Origin of the sequence: Micromonospora sp. WMMA1947 (assembly GCF_027497355.1) — a bacterium.
GTDB lineage: Bacteria > Actinomycetota > Actinomycetes > Mycobacteriales > Micromonosporaceae > Micromonospora.
On record NZ_CP114909.1, the window covers coordinates 4382480 to 4404213 of the forward strand.

The following is a 21734-nucleotide window of genomic DNA, read 5'->3' on the forward strand; positions in this document are numbered from 1 at the left end:
GGAGTGCCGCGCGGCGTCGGGGCTCGTGCCCGAAGGACACCGCGACCCGAGGCGTTCGTGCACGCGGTCAGAGCGCCCCCGCGCGTACCAGGGCGGCCAGGGCCCGGTGGACGGCTACCGCGCCGGCCGGCGCCGGCGGGTCGGCCCGGCACCGCCGCAGGTGCCGGAGCAGGCCCTCGTCGGCCAGCGCGCCCTCGTCGAGCAGCCGGTCCGCCAGGCCGGCCGGCCAGACCCAGGCGCCGTCGGTACGCAGGTGCGCGGTCAGGGCGGGCGCGGACCGCAGGTGGGTGACGAACGGCGCGACCTCGTCGTCGTCGACCGGCAGCCGCGCGTCCCCGTCCGTGGCCAGGCGCACCTCGCCGGGCGGCTGCGGCGCCCAGATCAGCGCCGACCGGGACCGGGCCGCCCACTGGTACGCGGGCAACGGCAGGTCGGGCCGGTAGACCTCGACCGGCGCGGCGTGACCGGCGTCGGCGAGCGCACCCTGCCCCCGGTCGGCGATCGCGGCCAGCTCGTCGTCGGGCACCGTCGCCTCGACCAGGTAGATCCGCACCGCGTCCGGGGTGCCGGCCGGTCCGGGTGTGATCCGCCAGCAGCGCCACACCCCGGCGGTGTGCGCCGGATCCAGCACGTCGAGCAGCGCCCGGTCGAGGTCGTCCACGGTGCCGCCGGCGGTCTCGTCCACCACCGGCGGCGCGTTCGTCGCGTACCGCGGCAGGTCGGCCGGGGGGAACGGGACGAACCGGGCTGCCGGGTCGGCGTCCACGTCCTGGTCCGCCGCCGGGTCGGGCAGCAGCGGCGTCTCCGGGGGCAGCAGGGCGGTCAGCGCGGCGATCTCGGCCGCGGACTGCGGGAACGCACCGAGCAGCCGGGCCGCGCAGGCGCCGTGGTCGCCGTCGGCGAGCAGGGTACGCAGGCCGGCGACCTCCTCGTCCGGGATGCGGCCCGCGGCGCGCAGGCAGAGCAGGTGCAGCTGCCCGGTGCTCATCGCGTCGCCGCCGTCTCGCGCAGGAAGGCTGCGGCCAGCCGGGCGGGTGCCGAGCCACCGGGGTTGACCAGAGCGTCGCGCTCACCGGCCACAGCGGCCAGTTCCGCCAGGTCCAGCGGCCGCCAGCCGGGGGCCGGCACCCGCTCCCGGTGCGGCTCGCCGGTGGCGACCACCACGCACCGCTCGTCGTCGGGGGCGGGTACGACGAGGGGCCGCCCGTCGCCGTTCACCGCCAGGTGCAGGGTGGACGCGCGCAGCACCGCCCCCAGGTGCGCCGGCGGCGCGGCACCGGCGGCGATCAGGCGCAGCAGCGCGTCGACCGGGTCGGCGGGGGAGTCCGGGAAGTGCGGGCGGTAGTCCGGGTTGCTCCGGAACTCGCCCACCTCCCCGTCCTCGCCGACCTGCCAGACCCCGAGGACCGCCTCGAACGGTGCGTCGTCGTTCTCGTCGGCCGGCCACGCCGGGTCGAGCAGGAACAGGAACTCCTCGTCGGTCATCCCACAGTGTCCTCGTCGGCGACGTGCAGCGCGGACCAGACGATCGCGGCGGCCAGCCGTACCGGCTCGGGACCGCCCGGGTCGACCAGGACGTCGATGCCGTCCGGGAGCAGCTCGGCCAGCTCGGCCGCCTCGACCCGGCGCCACTCGGGCGCGAAGATGTGCTCGCGCTCGTCGGCCGAGGTGGCCACGACCACGCACCGCACGTCGTCGAAGGAGCGGACGACGAGAGGGCGGCCGTCGCCGTTCATCGCGAGGTCGAGCGGGGAGCCGCGCAGCGCGGACTGCACCTGCTCGATCGTGGCGTCACCGCGCATCATCCCGCGCAGCAGCGCGTCGAGCGGCTCGGCGTCGGGGGTCATGGCTCTCCTCCAGGTGGCGGCGGCCCGCCGCGACGGTACGGTCGCGGCGGGCCGCCCGTCCGGGCTCAGGCGAACGGGTCCGGGGCGGCCGGTACCGGCACCGCCGGCAGCCCCTCCCGCGCGGCGTACTCGTTGAGCCAGCGCTCCAGCGGCGGGCCGGACGGCGCCACCCAGGGTTCGGCGCCGTTCTTGGGCACCACAAGCGGGCCCACCGCGAGCGTGTCCATGATGCTGCCGGTCTCGATGGCCCGGACCGTGTTGAACGGATACACCCAGCACCACTCGTACTCGGTCGGCGCATCCGGGGCGAGCAGCGCCAGCGGCTGCGCCGGGTTCTCCAGCCGGCGCAGCGCGTCCTGCGCCCGGGTGCGGGCGACGTCGGCGTTCATCGGGTAGTCCTTCTCTGTCGTGTGTCGTCTGACGGGGTGCCCGCCCCGGCCGCCGGAACGGCCGGGGCGGGCGGCGGGTCACCGCCGGGGTACCGGCGCGGTGCGCGGTTCCGGCAGAGGGCCACCGGACGAGGCGGACGCCGTGGCGCCGTTCACCGCCCCGGTGACCACCGGGCCGGAGGCGTCGCCGGTGCGCCGCTCCACCACCCGGCCGAGCAGGTCGTACGTGTAGCGCGTGACCTCGCCGGCCGCGTCGGTGTGCTCGACGAGCTGCCCGGCGGCGTCGTAGACGTACCGCTGGGTGCGGCCGTCGAAGTCGGTCTCGGACACCAACCGCCCGTTCGGGTCGTACGCGTAGGTCCGCGTCGCGCCCGCCGGGTTGGTGACGGAGACCAGCCGCAGCTCGGTGTCGTACGCGTACTCGGTGCGGTTGCCCTCGTCGTCGATCTCGGCCGTGACGAGGTCGAACGCGCCGTACTCGCGGATCGTCCGGCGACCCGTGGCGTCCACCCACTCGACCAGGTTGCCCTCGCCGTCGTAGAGGAACTCCTCGACCGAGCCGTCCGGGTTCTCCCGCCAGGCCAGGTCGCCCTCCAGCGTCCAGCCGAACTCGGTGAGACCGGTGTCGTCCCGCATGCTGAACAGGCGGCCGAGCGCGTCGTAGACGTACTCCGTCTCGCCCTTGCCGGTGCGCACCGAGGTGATCTGCCGGGCCGCGTCGCGGACGACGGCGGTCGGGCCGACGTGGGTGGTGACGCCCCAGCCGTCGGCGGCCGGCTGCTCGTACCGGACCACCTCACCGGAGGCGTCCACCTCGGCGATCAGCAGGCCGTCCGGCCCGAACTGGCGGTTGCGGGTGCTCCCGTCGAAGTCGGTCCAGGACACCGCGCGACCGAGTTCGTCGTACGTGGTGGTGGACCGGCTGCCGTCGGGCCGGGTGACCGAGACCAGCCGCCCGAGGGCGTCGTACTCACTGGACGTAATGCGGCCCAGCGGGTCGGTGGTGGACCGCAGGCGGTACGCCTCGTCCCACTCGTTGCGCGTGGTCGCGCCGAGCGCGTCGGTCTCCGCGACCACCTGGAAGCGGTCGTTGAGTTCGTAGACGCGCACCGCGCCGAGCGAGTCGGTCACCACGGTGCGGCCCGGCTCGTAGTCGAACCGGTAGCGCAGGTAGCCGCCCTTGCCGTCGGTGGCCACGCAGCGGCCGGCCTCGTCGTAGGTGTACGTGTACCACTCGCCGTTGCGGTCCTCCCAGCGCACCAGCCGCCCGTCGGCGTACGTGAAGCGCTCGGGGTCGCCCGAGGAGTTCGTCACCTCGACCAGGTTGAGGTCGCCGTCGTAGCCGAACTGCGACGCCGCCATCAGGTCACCCGACGCGTTCGGCAGCGAGACCATCGTGATCAGCCCGGTGGACGAGGTGATCGCGATCACCGCGCCGGTCGACGACAGCACCTGCGTCGGCGTACCCCGGCGGTCGCGCTGGATCGTCCAGCTGACACCGCCGTCGGTGACGTCGGTGAGCAGCGACTCGGTGCGCGACGCCGCGGCGAACAGCAGCCTGCGGCCGGACGCCGGATCGGTCAGCAGCCAGCCGCCACCCACCAGCCGGCGCAGCGGCAGCGTCCGGCCGGTCTCCGGCTGCGCCACCGCGCCCTCGGCGGGCAGCGGGTACGTGAGCAGCGAACCGTCGGCGGCCAGGTAGCGGACCTGCTCGCCGTCGACGACGATCCGCTGGTCGAGCGTGGAGGCCCAGGCCCGGCCGAACGACCGGCCCCACCGGTAGTCGGAGCGGTAGGTCCGCTCCAGGGTGAGCCCCGGCAGGACCGCGTCGGTGTGGGTGAGGATCATCCGGCCGGTGGTGACGTCGATCGGGTCACCCACGGTGGGCGTCTGCGCGGTGGTCTTCGCCACCGCCTCCGGCGCCACACCGGCGAACGTCTCGGTGGTCGGCGAGAAGTCCGCCATGTCGACGTCGGAGTCGGCGTCGCGGACGGAGGTCATGTCCACGTCGCTGTCCGCGTCCCGGACGGAGGTCATGTCCACGTCGGAGTCGGCGTCGCGCACCGATGCCATGTCGACGTCGCTGCCGGGAGCCGGGTCGCTGGTCCGGATGACGAACACCGAGCCGTCGGGGGAGATCGCCGGGAGCGTGGCGAGCCCGGGGACCTGGGCGTCCTCGAAGGTGACCCGGCCCTGCCCGTCCTTCGACACGTTGATGACGTGTCCGACGGTTCCCGGGCCACCGGGCCGCAGGCCGACGATCGCGGTGGTGCCGTTCGGCATGGCGCCGAGGGCCTCCATCAGGCCGGGGATGCTGCCGACCTCGTCCACACTCCGGCCGGGGTGCCGCTTCATGACCTCGCCGATCTCCATCGGCTGGGTCTGCGCCGGCACCTGGGTGACCGCACCGGTCTGCCGGTACGCGTCGACGGCCAGGGTGAGCGGCACGCAGTCGACGTTGGCGGCGACGCTGCCGGCGTCCCGGTGGTCGTTGATCCAGCGCAGGTGCGCGCGGTCGGCGGCGTTCAGCGTGGCCAGGTCGGCGTCGGTGTTGGCGGTGTCGCCGTGCACGTTCGCGGCCAGCACCCGCAGCGTCGAGCCGTCGTTCAACGTGTACCCGTACGACAGCTGGTCCCGGAACGAGTCGAGAATCCGGGCCTGCGCACCCGGGTCGCCCTGCACCGCCGTCAACTGGTCGGCGAGTGGCGTACGGAACTGGTCGGTGACCGGCGCGGTGGCACCCCGGACGTCGGTGGTGCCGGTCTGCGGGCCCTGGAAGCCGAACTGGTGGCGGCCACGGCGACCGCCGCCGCCGCGGCGCTCCGGGCTTCGCGACCGGTGGCCGCGCTGCCGGCTCGGCCCGGCCTGGGCGTTCGAGGAACTCGCCGGCGGAGGCCTCTCGGTGATCTCGACCATGTTGTAGTACGAGCCGGTCCGGGTGACCCCGTCGGGCCGTTGCGGCGGCATGATGCTGGCCACCGGAGGCCGGTCCTCGCGCGGCACGAACTCGTCGCTGGCGTATCCCCGCGCCGCCGGGGGGAACCACGGCGGGATGTTCTGCCACATGGCGGCGACATCCGCGTCGTTCGTCGCGTTGGCGAGGTGGTCCAGCGCGATCGGCAGCGTGCTGACCTCGGACTCGTAACCTCTGGCGTTCTCCGCGAAGAGCACGATCCGGGCGAAGTCCTGCCCGGCCACGGAGTCGATCTGGCCGTGGGTGATCTCGCCGCGCAGGAAACTGGCGATCTGACGTGCGGTCTCCCGGCCACCGTCGGCCTCGGTGGCGATCTGGTCACCGAGACCCTGGTGGGTCCTCGTCACGCCCCGGCGCCTGGTCGTGGCGGTGTTGTAGTAGTTGAGCCCGCCGACGAGTGGTTCGTTGAGGTGGCCGATCGCGTTCGACCGGAAGCCGGTGCGAGGCTGCGTCCCGATGTACGGCTGAACCGCCTCGCGGATCTCGTGGTAGGTCTGGTGCGCGGTGGAGTTCTCGTCGTCCAGCGCGGTCCTCGGCGCGGGCGCGACGTCGTCGAACCACTGGCGGGCCTGATATCCCACGGCGCCGGCCGCGGTGGTGACCGGCGGCGGCGACGGGGTGTCCCGCATGACGGTCTCGTACCCCAGGAACTGCCCGTACTCGTCCTCGACTCTGACCTGCAACTGGTACGGCATGCCGTAGAGCGCGGTCGGCGGTGGCGGCGCCGCGGTCGTGGGCAGACTGCTCGGCGTCTGGTCGGACGGCGTGGCGAGCGTCTGCTCCACAGTGGCCAGCGGGTGCGGCGTCGTCGGGGCGGGCGTGCAACTGGTCAGGCCCAGCGGGTCCGCCACGGTGAGCGGGTCGGTGACGTACGCGGTCGGGTTCGGGCCGCCGGACAGACCGAGCGGGTCGGGGCTGACGTACCGGCCGGTGGCCGGGTCGTAGTAGCGGAACCGGTTGTAGTGCAGGCCGGTCTCGGCGTCGACGTACTGGCCGGGGAACGCCAGCGGCGTCGCGGTGCGGTCCGCGCCGCGCCCCCACAGGTCACCCCGCGACCACCAGCGCAGCCCGCCGCCCGGCTCGACCAGGTGGGTCGGGGTGCCGATGGTGTCGGTGACCACCGCGCGGACGGCGCCGTCGTCGGTCTGCGCGACCGGAACCGGCGCGTCCGGACGGTAGTCCCACGTGGTCGTGGTGGTGCCGGCGGCGTGGCGGTGCGTCTGCTCCAGCATCAGGTCGCCGGACCAGGCGAAGGAGACCTCCTCCAGCACCTGGTCGCCGTCGCCCAGGCGCTGCTTGGCGATGCGCCGGCCGAAGCCGTCGTAGCGGTACCGCCAGCGGTCGCCGCCGGGGGTGACGGCCAGGACCATCCGGTCCTCGGCGTCCCACTCGAACCGCCACGCGCCCGCCTCGTCGACCCGGCCGGTGAGGCGGCCCTTCGCGTCGTACGAGAACGTCGCGTCGTCGGAGCGCACGAGCATCGTGCCGGTGAACTCCCAGCGCCCGCCGCCGGCGCCGACCAGGTTGCCGGCCTCGTCGTAGTCGTACCGCTGCGGCGCGTCCCCGTCGACGGCCCGGATGCGGCCGGTGTCGTCGGCCGTGAACGCCAGGTCGCCGGCGAGCGAGTCGGCGATCGCGGTGACGCGGTCGGCGGCGTCGTACGTGTAGCGCCGCTCGGCGCCGTCGGCGATGTGCTGCCCGGTGAGCCGGCCGGCCGCGTCGAACGTCTGCCGCAGCGCGACCAGGCCGTCGATGGTCCGGCCGATCTCCCGGCCGGCGTCGTCGTGGCGGAAGCCGACCAGGTGCTCCCCGGCGGTCAGGCTCTCCGGGCGGCCGGCGGCGTCGAACGTCCAGCGGCTCGACCGGCCCGACGGCGTGGTGCGCGTCTCGACCGCGCCGGAGGTGGTGTACGAGGTGTGCACCGTCCGGCCGTTGATCGTCTCGGACAGCACCCGGCCCTCGGCGTCGCGGGTGAACCGCACCTGCGCGTCCGGGCTGAGCACGGCTGCCACGTGGCCGTCGGCGTCGTACTCGACGCGGGTGACGGCGTCACCGACCCGGCGTTCGACGACCCGGCCCAGCGCGTCCCAGCGGTAGCGGGTGACGGTGCCGGCGGCGTCCGTGTGCGCGACCAGCCGGCCCGCGGCGTCGTGCTCGTAGCGCTGGGTGCGGCCGTCGAAGTCGGTCTGCCCGCACAGGCGGCCGGCCGCGTCGTACTCGTAGCGCCACGTCTGACCCGCCGGGTTCGTCACCGCGGTCAGCCGTAGTTCCGTGTCGTACGTGAACTCGGTGCGGTTCCCCGCCTGATCCACCCGTGCCGTGGGTAGATCGAAGGGGCCGTACTCGAAGCTCACCGCCCTTCCTGATGCGTCGATGACGTCCACCAGATTCCCTTCACCGTCGTAGAACCACCGTTGCGTGGAGCCGTCCGGGCGGATCCGCCACGCGAGATCCCCCTCGGCGGTCCAGCCGTACGTCGTGACCGCCCCGTCCGGGCGCTGGGTCGCCCGGACCCGTCCGAGCGCGTCGAACTCGATGTCGCCCGCGGGCGCGGGCCGGCGCGGCGGGACCGGGCGGGTCGAGCCGTCCGGGAGCGTGAGCGTGCGCGCCTCGTGGTCGAACCGCAGGACGCGGCCGAGCGGGTCGGTGCGCGCCAGCAGCCGGTCCGCCGCGTCCCACTCCTGCCGGACGGTTCCGCCCAGCGGGTCGACGATCGCGGTGACCCGGCGGCGCTCGTCGAACTCGTACCGGGTCACCTGGCCCAGTGAGTTCGTCACGTGCGTGACGCCGTCGTCGTACCGCAGGCAGTAGCGCAGGACGTCACCGCCGCCGCCGGCCCGGACGCAGCGGCCCGCCTCGTCGTAGTCGTAGCCGAACCACTCGCCGTTGCGGTCCTGCCAGCGCACGAGCCGGCCCGCGTCGTCGTAGCGCAGCCGCGTCTCGTGGCCGGAGGAGTTGCGGACCTCGACCAGGCGCCGCCTGTCGTCGTAACCGTAGGTGGGCAGGTGCACCGCGTCGTCGGCGGTGCCGTCGGCGGTGCGGACGTGCGCGCCGATCACCAGCCCGCCCGCCAGGTGCGGCACCACCACCAGGCCGGACGCGGAGAGCAGGAGTTCGGGCGTGCCGTCGCCGGAGCGTTCGACGCGCCACGCGGCGCCGTCGGTGACCACGTCGGTGAGCCAGGAGTCGCCGTCCGGGCCGGCCGGCGCGAACAGCAGCGACCGGCCCGGCTCGGTGAGCAGCCAGCCGCCGCCGGCCAGCCGGCGCAGCGGCCCGCCCGGGCCGACGACCGGCAGCGTCTCGTCGCCCTCGGCCGGCATCGGGTACGTCTGGATCGAGCCGTCGGCGGCCAGGAACCGGGCGTACGTGCCGTCGGTGACGACGCGCTGGTCCAGCGTGGACGCCCACGTCGGGCCGAAGCAGCGGCCCCACCGGTAGTCGGAGCGGTGGGTCCGTTCCACTGTGAGCCCGGGGAGCCGGGCGTCGACCTCGGTGTAGACGACCCGGCCGGTGGTGACGTCGACCGGGTCGCCGACCACCGGCGCCCGCGCGGTGGGCGTGGCCACCTCGGCGGCGGGCACCTCCACCGGCGGGGCCGGGGCCGGTGGCGGGGCCACCTGCTCCTCGTGCGCGTGGTAGGCGTCCCACCAGGCGTTCTCGGCGTCCGTCAGGGCCTGCTCGGCCTCGGCGACGGCGTCCGCGTTCGCGTCCGTCCGGGAGGCCAGCCCGTCCAGGCGGCCCGCCGCCTCCGACATCTTCTTCGCCGCGTCGGCGACGGCGAGCGCGGACGCGCGCAGACCCGGGGGGAGGTCCCGGCCGGTGACGTCCCGGGCCGCCGCCTCGTCCAGCCGTACGACGAAGCCGCCGGGCACCCGGACCTCCGTGCCGGCCCGGTGCTTGCCGGCGGCGTCGCGGGACCGTGCGACGAACCGGAACTCGACGTCGTACTCGACCGCGGCGGTCAGCGTGTCGTCCGGGTCGGCGCGCCGGGCCGGCTTGCCGGTCGTGCTGACGGCGACCTTGCCCTCGTCCTTGACCTGGGCGCCCGGGTCGGTCCGGTAGAGCTGCTGCTCGATCAGCGTGGCCGCGTTGACGGCGGCGAAGTCCTGCCGTTCGCCCACCTTGCTCGCGCCGCCGGGATGACCGGTGCCGCCGACGACGAGCGGCCCGGCCGTCTTCACCGCGAACGAACTGCCGCTGGTCTGCTCGTACTCGGTGTCGGCGGTGCGTTTCGCCGCGCCGCCGATCTTCACCGTGGCGTCCGCGCGCAGGAGCTTCGGGCGGGCCACCAGGCGGGCGTCGAGGAACAGGTCGCGGCCCAGCCCGGCCGGCATCGGCAGGGGGAACGCGCCGTCGAGCATCGCCGGCAGCGCCTTGATCCGGCTCACCGTCAGGGTGCTGCGCAGCGCCGTGTCGACGTCTCTGCCGGGTGTGGCGCCGGAGGCGACGAGCGCCTCCCGGGCCGCCGCGTGCAGGCCGGGCAGGTCGACCAGGACGTCCTCGACGGCGAAGCGGCCCGGCTCGGGCAGCCGGTCGAAGCCGGACTCCTCGCGCCACCGCCGCCGGCCCTCGTCGGTGGTCTGCTCGGCGTCGACCGGTGTGGCCTCGCCGGATACGGCGAGTTTCCGGCCCTCGGTCGCCGAGTACGTGGTGACGTCGTGGATCGCGTCGATCGACACCCCGCCCTCGGGCAGCCCGCGCCCGGTGACGGTGAGGGTCAGGCGGACCGGCCCGCGGTACGTGGGCACCGGGCCGGAGACGGTCAGCGACTGCTCGTACGTGCGGCCGGTGCGTTCGGTCGATTTGGTGGCCTGGTTGCCGAGGGCGGCGGTGCCGGCCAGGCCGGCGGCGACGGTGCCGGAGGCCGGACCGTGCCCGGTGGTGCGGGTGGCGTCGTTCTCGACCCGGTCGGTCTCGGTGCCCTGTGCCCGGCCGGTCAGCGTGACCTGCGCCGCGGTCCGCGAGGTGGTGCGGGTCCGTGCCTCGCCGACGACAGTGCGGTCGGTGACGGACATCTCGTCGACCAGGTCGATGCCGGTGAAGCTCGGCGTGCCGGCCGGCTCGGCGGTCAGCGTCACGTGGTACGTCGAGCCCCGGAACCGCCGTTCCAGCCGTACCGTCTCGCTCCGGCCGCCGTTGAGGGCGTCGGCCAGGTGCAGGTGGGCGGCGCCGAGGAACGCGCTGCTGCCGAGCCCCCGGATCGGGTCGTCCGGGCCGCCGTCGCGGGTGGCCGGCAGGATCGCCTGGGCGAGGTCCTCGCTCGACGCCCGGGCCAGGGCACGCCGCAGGTGCGGGATGCGGTCGGTGAGGTCGATGTGGGTGGTGACGCCGCCGATGCCGAGCGACCGTTGCGGTCCGGCCCGGAACTCGCGTGGTGCCGGGGTCGGTGGCGTGCCGGGGTCGGCCGCGTCCTCGTTCTGCCGCTGCTGAGCCTCGCGTACCAGGTCGCGTTCCCGCTGCTGGTGCTCGGCCTGCTCGGCCCGCTCCCGCTCGTGGACCGCCCGCAGCGCGTCGGTGGCCGCCTCGTGCGCCGCCGCCAGGTCCTCGCGTTCGCGCCGGTGGCGTGCCTGAAGATCGGCGAAGTAGGCGTCGGCGAGCTGCCGTCCAGCCGGGCTGACGCGGCGGTCCCGGCGGACGCGGTCCACGTAGGCCCGGACGTCACGGAGGTCGGCGTGCTGCCGCCGCAGCAGGTTCCCGCGTTCCGTGGCCTGCTCGTGCGCCATCCGGGCGTCCTGCTCGCGCTGCTCGGCGCGGAGCGTCTCGGCGTTCTCGGCGTGCCGCAGTTGCAGCCGCACGTCGGCGGTGCCGTGCCGGCGGGCGCGGTCGCGGTCCTGGAGTCGCTTCAGTTCCGCCGGGGTCATCCGCATGACGACCGCGCCGGGCAGGGTGAGGCGCCGGCCGGCCCGCCGGGCCGGTGCGCCCGGCCAGCGGCCCAGCGGACGCAGGTTGCTGTCGTGGCGGGCCTCGGCGACCACCTCGGCCTCGACGTCCACCCGCACCAGCAGCTCGCGTTCGGCCCGGCCGCCGCCCAGGCGCAGCTTGGCGATCCCGGAGACGCTGCGCTCGCTGATCCGGCCCCACGCCCGCCGCCACGGCGTGACGGACAGGATGACCGCGCCCCCGGGCCGGCCGGTGCTGCCACCGTGGTCGGCGACCGGCCCGCTGCCCGACGCGACGCCGGTGGCGGAGACGCTCAATTCGACGGCGCGCGTGTCGGTGGTCTTCCGGGCGGTGCCGCTGGCGAAGGTCCGCTTGATCCGGGCGAACTCGGCGCCGTCGAGCACCGTCGGGTTGGTCGGGCGCAGCCGTACCCGCACGTCGGCGCGGGCGTCGGCGGCCCGGCGGCCGTGCCACAGGTTGCTCAGCGCCAGCGGGCGGCTGAACAACTCGGCGTCGCCGGTGAGGCGCTCGGGCGACAGTTCGTCGGCGACGACTGTGGAGATCAGGCCGTCCTCGACGGCGTAGACGTCGTCCCGGCCGGCCTCGCGCAGCGTCTCGACCACCGCCTCCTGCAGCCGGTCGGCACCGGCGAACGACTCCACCCGGCGTCCGTCGAGGTCGTGCGGGCCGCGGGTCATCCGGCTCAGCGGAGGCGGGTACGCGATGGTCTCCACGTCGCGGGGCACCGGGCTGGGCTCCGCGTCGGGACGCTGCCGGGAGACCCGTGTCTCCGGGACGAGCATGCGCACGTCGAGGCGGTGCCGGCGGGGGCGCAGCTCGGACGAGGCGACGACGGTGGGCACGTCCCGGCCGTACGACCCGAGGGACAACTGCCGTCCCGCCTGGTTGACCCGCACGGTGGACGTGGCGGTGACGGTGAGGTCGAGGGTGGCGGCGAACTCGCGCAGCCGTACCCCGGTGGGCTTGCCCTCGTCGTCCAGCGCCGGTCCGTGGTCGCTCTCGGTGGACTGCCCCCCGGTGACGGCGTTCTCGTCGGTGGTGCCCCAGGTGAACGCGGCGCGCGGCCCGCCGAGCAGCGTCGAGGCGGCCTGGCCGAGCGGGCCCAGGACGCGCGGTTCCAGGCTCACCTCGGCCGACCGGCTGTCGTCGCGGGCGCTGGTCACCGTGGACCGGGCGGTCCGCTTGTCTCCGGTGCCGATCGTGTCGTGGTCGAGCAGGTCGCCGTCGGACACCTCGCCGAGGCTGCCCCGGACGGTCACCACCGTGACGTGGTCGTGGAACGTGCCGGTGCGGATCAGCGGGATCTTCAGCCCGGGGCCGATGATCCGGTCCGCCAGGTGGCGGAGCTGGTCGGGAGAGAGTTGCGTCCGCAGGTCGGTGTCCCGGTTCAGGGCCGCCTGCAGCTCGGGGGTCAGCCCGTCGGCGAGCTGCGCGTCACCGAAGTGCCGCAGCATCTCCTCGCGGCTGGCCAGGCGGAACCGGTCGTGACCGGGCACCGACCGCACCGCCTCGGCGACGGTCTCGTACAGGCTCCGGTCGCCGACCCTCGTCAGGTACGCGCCGCCGAACGACTCGCCCCGCTCGATGCGCGCCGGCGCGAAGTGGGTCCGGCCGCTGCCGTGCCGCCCCCGCCATTCCCGGCGGTCCGGGTCGAGGGCGGTGCCGGGCAGCCGGTCCCGGGTGGTCCACTGGAGCGCGTCGACGGACCCGGACAGCATTCGCGGCGCGCGGCCCAGGACGCGCACCTGCACGCCGTACTCGACCCGGTACCGCACGCCGGGCGCGGTGCCGGTCACCGTCTGCTTGCCGCCGGTCCGCTCGGCGATCGTCCGGGTGGCGCCACGCTCCCGGCCGCCGCCGAGCCGCGGCCCGACGACCAGGCTCAGCGGCGCCGCGTCCACTCCGGCGCCGGCGAGGCCCCACAGCCCCCACTGTCGCTTGGTGGTGGCACCGCCGGTGCTCTCGGCGGCGAGCGCCGACGTGTCGACGTGCGTGAGCCCGTCGACGCTCTCCACCTCCTCGACGTGCCGGGCGACCAGGCGGACCTCGACCTGCCGGGCGCGGCCCGGGAAGAAGCGCCGCCAGCCGGTGCGCGCGGCGCGCGGCAGGGAACCCGACCGGACCCAGCCGTCGTGGACGTTCGCCGGGTCGGTGACCACCATCTTCGGCAGGCTGCCGGAGAACGTCGCCTCGCTGAGCAGCTTCTGCATCACCGGGCGGCCGGGCGCGCCGATCCGGACGAGGTCGGCCATGCCGTCCTCGGCGAGGATCGCCTCCACCTGGTCGAAGAACGTGGCGCCCGGATCGGCGGGCCGGTTCCGGACGCTCTCCACACCGAACCGGGAGGGCACGGGCCCGCCGGGCGTGCGGTCCGCGGCAACCGGCGCTGTTGCGTCTGGCGTCCGCAGCCCCGTGTGTACGGCGAGCGCGACGCGACCCGAGGCCTCGACCGGTTCGACGGCGGGACGGCCGGGGCGCACGAGCCGGGCGACGAACCGGATCGGCACCGTCACCTCGGTCAGCCCGGTGACCTTGACCGTGGTGGTGGACGTGTACGTGTCCTTGTGGTCGGCGGAGTGCTCGGTGGCGGGCATCGTCGGCACCGATCCACCGACGCCGACGACGACACCGGGTATCGCGGTGACCGTCACCTTCGGCTCGACCCGCCGGTCCCGGTTGTGGCGCAGCTTGTGGGTGAGGTCCTCCCGCGTCTTGGCGGTGACCTTGCGCGGGTCGTCGTGCACCCGGTCCACCGTCAGCGCGTCCCAGTCGAGGACGGCGGTGACCCGCAGCTCGGCGGGTTGCCCGTCGATCGTCACCGGGTACGGGCGGCCCTCGCCGAGGAACTGGTCCACGTCGTCGCGGCTGTCCGCCTCCACGGCGGCGACCACGTCGCCGGACAGGCCGGGGTCGAGGGTCCGCAGCGCCGCGCCGAGCGCCGCGTCCTCGGTGGCGCGCAACTGTTCGGCGAGGCCGAGGTTGCGGCTGTCCCGCAGGTACGACGGCAGGCTCCGGCGTACCTCGTCGGGCGACGGCGGCGTCGCGCTGGTCTCGGTGGCCGACGACGTGCCGGACCCGCCCGTGGTGTCCTCCCGGGCTGGGCTCTCCTCCGCGGAGGCCGCTTCCGCGCTGGCCGCTTCCGCGCTGGTCTCCTCCGCGGGGCGCCCGGGGGCGGTGGTCTCGCCCGGGGTGTCCTCGGCGGTGGTGGTCCCGTCCACGGTCGTGCCGTCGTCGCCGTGGTCGCTGCCGCCGTGGTCGCCGTCGCTGTCCCGGGCGCCGCTGCCGTCGTCGAGGTCACCGAAGCCGCCGAAGTCGCCGTCGCCGAAAAGGTCGAAGCCGCCGGACTCGCTGTCGCTGTCGCCGTCGGTGTCGCTCGCCGGGGCCGGCTGCGGTGACTCCAGGCGTGCGTACGTGACGTGGCCCGACTCGTCGATCGTGCGGAGCAGCTCCAGCCGGGTCCGCGGCCGGGCGCCGACCACGGGATGGTCGCGCGGCGGGCCGGCCGGGTCGTCGTACACGAGCAGGTGCACCTGGGTGCCGCGGGCGGCGGCCAACTCGACGACGTCGTGCGCGTTGGCGATGCGCTGCCGTTCGGCGTCGTCGACCGGCGTCCGGCGGCTGCGCGGCCCGGGGTCGGGGGCGAGGGCGGCCCGGACGAAGTGGCCGTTGTCGTACGGGTTGCGCTGCCGCATCTGTGCGGCGACGTCGAGGCTCATCGTGTCCCGCCCGGCGTGCAGCGTGCTGATCCGCAGGGCGTCCGCGTCGCTGCCGGGCAGAGCGGCGGCGATCGCGTCGTAGAGGGAGCCGGGTTGCCGGTCGAGGCCGCCACGATCGGCGATGGTGGCGGCGGCGGCGAACTCCTGCTGGATGGTCCCGGAGTCGTCCGACGTCGCGACGAGGTGCGCGGCGGCGAGGCGCTGGCTGTCGGGCAGGCCCACGGTCCGGGCCGGCCGCTTCGGGTCCAGGTCCGGGTCGACCTCGGGTGTGACGTCCGGCACCGGGGCGGTGCCCGGCGCCGGTAGCGAGACGGCGGTGACGTACCGGTTGTGCGGTTGCGCGCCGAGCTGCCGCAGCTGGCGCGGCGTGAGCGTCTGCTGCCACGTCCACGACGGGCCGGGCACCATGTCGGTCGGCGCGGCGAACGGCTTCGGGGCGGCGACGGCGGGCTTGCGCAGCTCCGCCCGGTACTCCTTGAAGCCGGTGCCCTCGGTGTAGAACAGCTGCCGGTTGACGTTCGTGGGCACGGCGTGCGACTGCGGCAGGAAGTTGCCGACGGCGAAGTCGGCGGCGAGCCGGGACAGGTCGGTGGGCGTGGCGGCGCCCACGAAGTCCGTCATGAACGCCAGGTCCCGGTCGGGATGCCTGTTGTTCTGCGACTCGACCTGGACGTCGACGGCGAGGACGTCCGCGGGGAGGTCGGCCGGCGTCGCCGCGCCGTGGGCGACGGCCAGTTCCGCGCCGTACGCCTGGTGCAGGCTCTCGGCCAGCAGGAGGAACTCCGCGCCCGCCTCGCCGAACCGGACCTCGGGCCGGCCCAGGACGAGCAGGCCGTCGACGAACAGGTTCGGCTCCGGCGAGTACGGGAGCATCGGGTGGACGGTCGCCTGCCGGTCCCGGGACCGCATGTCCTCGTCCACGGCGGTGGTGAAGTCCCGGACGAAGGCGTCCCGGCCGGCCTGCGTGTCGAGCTTGGCGAGCCCGTCCTGGACAGCCGTCAGCTTCTGCTCCTCGATCTCGCGGTCCTTGCGCGAGTCCGCGTCGCCCTGCGCGGTGAGGTCGTCGATTCTCGCCCGGTGGTCGCGTGCGCGTCGTTCCAGCCGCTCCCGGGTACGCCGGACCAACTCCTCGGTGTCGCCGACACGGTAGCCACCGGAGATCATCAAGGGGCGGGCCGGTGGCTCGTCCCGCGGCCCGGTCGCGTCCGGCTCGAAACGGGTCCGGCTGTCGATGCGGTCGAAGACGTGGGTGCCGTCGGGGGTCGTCCGGGCGCCCGTGTCGAAGTCCTGGATGGACACGTACGGGTAGCGCCGGGACTCGCCGTCCGGGCCGCCCTGCGCGAGACCCTGGATCGCGGCGACCGTGTCGGGGTCGCGGAGTACCTGGTTGCGGGTCCGGCCGTACGGGAACTTGCCGTTCTTCGTACCGACCGCGTAGCCGTTGACCGCCACCGGCACGTCGAGGTCCGCCGCGAGCCGGGCCGCCCGGGCGACCGCGTCCCGGAAGGCGGTGTCGGGCACCTCGGCGGTGGTGTTGACACCGAAGACGAACGCGACTGTGGTGCCCGGGGCCAGGGCCTCGGTGACGGCGCGGACCACGTCGGGGATCTGGTCGACGTCGTCGGCGGGCAGCATCGAGTTGACGACGAACCCGATCGGCGCCCCGTCGTCCTTGAGGTCGGCCGTCTCCTGCCGGTAGTTGCCGGGGCCGACCTCGCGGGTGTGCCGGGTCAGCGCGTCGAACCGGGCGTTGCGGCCGCCGGGCACCCGCACCGGCTCGAACCGGACCGGTGCGGTCCGGGGCGGCAACCCGCCGCGGTCGGGCGAGAGCACGTCGTGCTGCTGGCCGGCGATCCGCTCGACACCGCGCGCCAGCAGCCGCGGATCGTTGCCGGGCTGCGGCGTGGTGGTCGCCATCACCGAGTTGTCGCCCTGGACGAAGGGCCGGTCCAGGACGCGGCCCGTCACCGGGTACTCGTCCCGCAGGCCGAGGAAGTGCCCGACCTCGTGTGCCAGGTCGAGGTCGGAGGAGTGCGTCGACCAGGTGGTCTGGGTGGTCGGCGACGGCGTGCTGTGCAGCGTGACGGTGGCGTGCGCCTCGCTGGGCCGGGCCGCGAACTCCACCGTGACGTTGAGCTGGTCGCCGCCGATCCGGTAGCCCTGGTTGTAGATCCGGTCGACCGCGTCGCGTACCCGGGACTCGACCTCCGGCCGGGCGGCCGCCGCCGTCGCGTCCCGGGCGTCCAGGAACACCTTGACCGTGAAGTCCTGCACCTTGCGGTCGCCGAGGTCCAGCACCCGATGGTCGTACGCGATGCGGTTGTCGACCGCGTCGAGGCGCGGACGGGGGCGGTCGACCGCCGGAACGGTCAGGCCGGCCTGCTCGTACGAGCGCGCGACCACGTCGGGCACCCGGGTGTCGGGATGGGGTCCGCCGTCGATGACGTCGTACGCGCTGGTGTTCGCGACCCGCCTGGGTGCGGTGTCGCGCTGCTCGGCGCGTGCCCGGGCGATCTCGTCGCGGGTCTTCGGTACGTCGAACCGGGGCGGCGGGGTCCCCACCGCGCGGGGTGCCGTGTCGACGGGGGGCGCGCCCGGCGCGGCCTCGGCGCGCGGGCGGACGTCCGGACCCAGTGCCTCCGGTGTGGACGGCACGCCGACACCGGGGTCAGTGGCCGGGGAGGTCACCGCGACCGGACCGTCGACCGAGATGCCGTCGACGGGCGCCGACGGTGGCGGGGGCGCCTCCGTCGTGCCGGCGGCGTCGCGCGGGGGAGCGGTCGGCTGGCCGGTGGTCGTCGAGGTCGTGCCCGTGGCCGATGTGCCGGTGGCCGTCGGCGTGCCGGTGCTCGCCGCGCCGGTGGCCGTCGGTGTGCCGGTGTTCGCCGTGCCGATGGTCGGCGCGGTGGCCGTCGGTACGGCTGGGCCGGGCGTGCCGGTGCCCGGGGTGAGGGTTGCCGGTGTGCCGGGCGTGGCGGTGGGCGGCGTGGCGGTCGTCGGTGTGCCGGTGGACGGTGAGGAGCCGGCCGGGCCAGGCGCCGGGCCGGCGGCGGCGGTGGCGGGCGGGGTCACGGGTGCCGGGGTGTCGCGAGCGGCCGGTCCGTTGCTGGACGTCGGAGTGTCGAAACCGGGAAGACCGCCGCCGTACGGTGCCGTGACGTCGGCGGCCCGGGCCGGGGCGCCGGTCGTGGGCGCGCCGGTGCTCGCCGGGATGCCGTTCGGCGTGCCCGTCGTGTCGGCGCGCGGTGCCGTGGCCTCGCCGCCCGCGGTCGGGCCCGGACCCGAGGCGGGAGCGCCGACCGCCCGTGGGTCGGCACCGACGCCCGCAGGGGCCGTGCCGTGCCCGCTCGGGTTCTGACCGCCATCGCCGTTCGTGCTTGCGCTGCCGTTCGGGCTCGCGCTGGCGTTCGGGCTTGCGCTGGCGTTCGGGCTTGCGCTGGCGTTCGTCGTGCCGCCCGGCGACCCGTCGCGGACCTGACCGCCGCCGGTCTGACCGTCCGAGGTCGGGCCGCTCGCGGTGTCACCGCTCGACACCGGGCCACCGGCAGTCTGGCCCGCCGAGGCCGGGCCGCCTGTGGTGTGCCCGCCCGAGGCCGGACCGCTTCCGGTCTGCCCGCCTGAGGTCTGGCCGCCCGAGTTCTGGCCACCCGGGGTGTGCACGCCGGGCGCCTGGCCGCCGGAGGCCTGCCCGCCTGTGGCCTGCCCGCCTGTGGCCTGCCCGCCTGTGGCCTGCCCGCCTGTGGTCTGTCCGCCCGAGGGCTGACTGCCCGGCGACTGACTGCCCGAGGGCTGGCCCCCGGAAGTCGGGTCGCCCGGACCGGTACCCCCGGCACTGCCCGAGCCGGCGCCCAGGTGGCCCGGGCCCCGGTCGCCGGAGCCCGGCTGCGCCGGCCCCTGGTTTCCGGCGCTGCTCTGGCCCGGTCCCGGACCTGCCACGTCCGGGCCGCCCGAGGGCTGCGGACCGGGGCCGCCGCTCCGACTCCCCGGGCCGGTGGGTGGCGGCACGGCCGGTCCGTCCACGGCCGTGGGTGGCGGCGTGGGCGGGGTGGTCGTGAGGTTGTTCGTCTCGATCGTGGGCGGTGGCGCCGTGGCGGCGGCGCCCGGACCGTAGCTCTGGCCGACCACTGTGGCGTAGTGGTGGGCCATTCCGCCGATCATCGACGAGGTCATGGTGGCCCACGGGTTGAAGCCGCCACCGCCGACCATCATGGTGAACAGGCCCTCGAACAGCGTCTCGGCGAGCGCCGACAGCCCTTCCCGCGACAGCACGTTGTTGTTGATCTTCGGGAAGAACTTGCCGCCGATCATCTGCACGCCGCTGACGCCGGCCCCGATGAAGGCGCCGCCGGCGAACGCGATCGCCAGGTCCTTGTAGTCGAGGGACTTGCGGTTGCCCTCGATGATCTGGGTGACCTGGGCGGCGGCGCTCTGCCAGAGTTCCTCCAGACCCTCCTGGAACGCCTCCCAGGCCAGCCGCATCAGCATGTTCCGCAGTCGCTGGCGGAACAGGCCGATCAGCGCGCCGACGATCTCCTGCCCGATCCGGATCAGAGCGGGCACCGCCGCCGCGCCGAAGCCGGAGGCCAGCGCGATGGCGATCTCCACGACCTGGGTGAAGGCCGCGATGACGATGTTGTACTGGGTGTTCTCCGAGTCCAGCGCGAAGTTGTAGGCCGAGCCGCCCAGCGCCAGCGCGATGTTGCCGCCCGCCGGCACGTTCTTGGTGATTCCGACCTGGTACTGCTGGAACGCGTCCATCGCCGGGCCGGACAGGCTCCCGGCCAGCCCGTAGCCGAGGTTGGCGGTGGCGCCCATCCCGTTGAGGATGGTGCTGCTGAGCGCGTACAGCTCGTCGCCCATGGCCCGCAGCGCGGCGGGGTCGGCCTTCGGGTACTCCTCGCCGACGGCGACGAGGATCAGGTCGTACGCCCACTGCCACTGCGGGTCGTTGGGGATGTGGAAGTCGGGCATGTCCTACCGGGGCGCGAGGTGGGTGGCTCAGGCGCCGGGGATGATCGGCGTGGGCGTGCCGTCGGGCGCGTAGCTCAGGTACAGCGGCTGGTAGCCGGGCGCGGTGGGGTCCACGGCCGGGTTCTCCCTGACGACGAAGAACCGGCCCTGCCCGGGATCGATCGCCCGGCCGTCCGGCGTGGTCACGGGTGTGCCGGCAAGTGGGGTGATCGAGTCGTAGAGGTTCGCGTCCACCCGGGTGGTGCCGTCCTCGAACGGGTTGAGCGCGATCAGCCGGTACCCCTCGGGCAGCGGCCGGCCGCCGACGTGCGCGGTCGCGTACTCCGGACCCGTGAAGTAGGACGAGATCGCCGGGTGGGCGGCGATGAGCGGGGTCGGCGCCTCGGCGGGCTCCAGCGGCAGCATCGGGGTGCCGTACTGCCGTGGGGCGAGCCGGGCCCGCTCGCCGACCGGTTCGGCGACCGGCTCGCCGACCGCCAGGCGGCGGGACAGCAGATGTTGCCGGCGCGGCTCACCCTCCGCGGCGGGCTCCAGCGCCGGGTTCGTGACCGCTGCCCGCGTCGTGTACGGGGGGCGCTCCAGGTCGTCGAAGTCCTTCGCCATCTTCCGGCTGACGTCCAGGGCGGCCTCGTCGGCCTCCCGGTACGCCCGGCCACTCTCGGTGAGGCCCTGGGCGGTGTAGCGCAGGGTGCCCTTGACGCCGCCGATGATCGCTTCGAGGTTGTCCATGCCCTCGAGGAACTTCGTGGAGAACTGCTCGCCCATGTCGTCGTCGCCCCAGGCGTTGGCGTACCGGGCGCGCAGGGCGGTCAGCTGGGCGAGGTAGGACTCGTAGAGCAGGACGTGCGCCTCGTACGCCTTGCCGAGCCCTTCCACGCCGTCCGGGTCGACCCACAGGCGCCCGCCGGGGTTGTCGCTGATCATTCGGGCCCCCGGGTCAGGAGTTCCCGCACGCTCGTGACCATGCGGGGCTCCTTGGGCAGGAACGCGTCGGCCCCGGCCTGGCCCCGGACCAGCTTGTGGGCGTCGAGGCCGTCCGGCAGCACCGGCGCCAGCACCTCGGCCGCCTGGTTCATGACCTGTTCCTTGGCGTCGGCGTAGGTGTCCAGGATGAGCCGGGTCAGGTCGGCGGTGGTGAGCCGCTTGTGGGCGCCGGAGGGGAACTGGATGTCGGTCAGCACGCCGTTCTGGCCGACGGTCACGCTCACCTCGCGCCGCGGTGACGTCGCGGTGGCCGAGAGGGCGCTCATCCGGGCCTGCATCTCGGCGAGGCTGTTGCGCTGTCGCTCGTACTCCTGGAACAGGCCTTCGATGCGCTCGCTGTAGTTCACGACGGACCACTCCCTCGACGTCGCCGTCCAGTGAAGACGCCGCCGCGGTCGCGCCGGAACTCCGGCCGGGGATCAGTGCATGAAAGTGCAACCACTCTTCCCGGGCTGTCGGCCGGCGCCGCCCGTTCCGGGGGCGCTGCCGTGCAATGTTTGGTGACGTTCGGACATGGTGGCGCGACCGGGTTGCCGCCGGGCACGGCCGCGGATCAACACTCTTCCCTGCCACCTTTCCCTGACACGAGGAGTCCGACCGTGACGATGCCGATCGTCAGCACCACCGAAGAGGGTATGCAGCGGGCTGCCCAGGAGTTCTCCGACAAGGCCACCGAATTCACCGGCCAGCTGCGCGCGGTCAACGGGCAGATGGCCATCCTGATCTCCTCCTGGACCGGCCAGGCGTCGCAGGGATTCAACCAGGCCATGGACAACTGGGAGAACGCCTTCCAGCGGGTGATCAACGAGCTGCTCAACATGCTCGAGGTCATGGGTGTCACCACCAAGGGCTACCAGACGGCCGAGGACGAGGCGTCGAGCGTGGCCAACTCCTTCGGCGCGGCCCTGCCGGGCATCTGAGCCGCACCCCGACCCCCGATCTCCCGAGAGGA

General features: G+C 74.6%; 8 protein-coding genes. 1 reads left to right on the plus strand and 7 read right to left on the minus strand.

Going from position 1 to position 21734, the window contains the following annotated elements:
- Window positions 1-67: 67 nt before the first annotated feature.
- The 7 genes from O7604_RS20825 to O7604_RS20855 form a co-directional block, all read right to left on the minus strand.
- Window positions 68-988, minus strand: a complete 921-nt coding sequence (locus O7604_RS20825) for a hypothetical protein (protein WP_281577473.1) — start codon at window positions 986-988, stop codon at window positions 68-70.
- On the minus strand, window positions 985-1485 hold the full coding sequence (locus tag O7604_RS20830) for a type VII secretion system-associated protein (protein ID WP_281577474.1): 501 nt from the start codon (window positions 1483-1485) through the stop codon (window positions 985-987). The genes O7604_RS20825 and O7604_RS20830 overlap by 4 nt, the downstream gene beginning before the upstream one ends.
- A complete protein-coding gene (locus tag O7604_RS20835) occupies window positions 1482-1847 on the minus strand; it encodes a type VII secretion system-associated protein (RefSeq protein WP_281577475.1) in 366 nt (121 codons plus the stop codon). Before O7604_RS20835 ends, O7604_RS20830 begins: the two co-directional genes overlap by 4 nt.
- A gap of 65 nt (window positions 1848-1912) precedes the next feature.
- Complete coding sequence (locus tag O7604_RS20840; RefSeq protein ID WP_281577476.1) at window positions 1913-2236, minus strand: YrhB family protein; 324 nt, start codon at window positions 2234-2236, stop codon at window positions 1913-1915.
- Window positions 2237-2314: 78 nt separating this feature from the next.
- Complete coding sequence (locus tag O7604_RS20845; RefSeq protein WP_281577477.1) at window positions 2315-19798, minus strand: DUF6531 domain-containing protein; 17484 nt, start codon at window positions 19796-19798, stop codon at window positions 2315-2317.
- 27 nt (window positions 19799-19825) lie between these two features.
- Window positions 19826-20722 carry a hypothetical protein gene (locus O7604_RS20850; protein WP_281577478.1) on the minus strand — a complete coding sequence of 299 codons (897 nt, stop codon included), beginning with the start codon at window positions 20720-20722 and terminating at the stop codon, window positions 19826-19828.
- A complete protein-coding gene (locus O7604_RS20855; RefSeq protein WP_262015029.1) occupies window positions 20719-21129 on the minus strand; it encodes a YbaB/EbfC family nucleoid-associated protein in 411 nt (136 codons plus the stop codon). Before O7604_RS20855 ends, O7604_RS20850 begins: the two co-directional genes overlap by 4 nt.
- Before the next feature lie 252 nt (window positions 21130-21381).
- On the opposite strand from O7604_RS20855, the gene O7604_RS20860 reads away from it, so the two are divergent.
- Window positions 21382-21702: a WXG100 family type VII secretion target gene (locus O7604_RS20860; protein ID WP_091416604.1), complete on the plus strand. Its 321-nt coding sequence runs from the start codon at window positions 21382-21384 to the stop codon at window positions 21700-21702.
- Window positions 21703-21734: the final 32 nt, after the last annotated feature.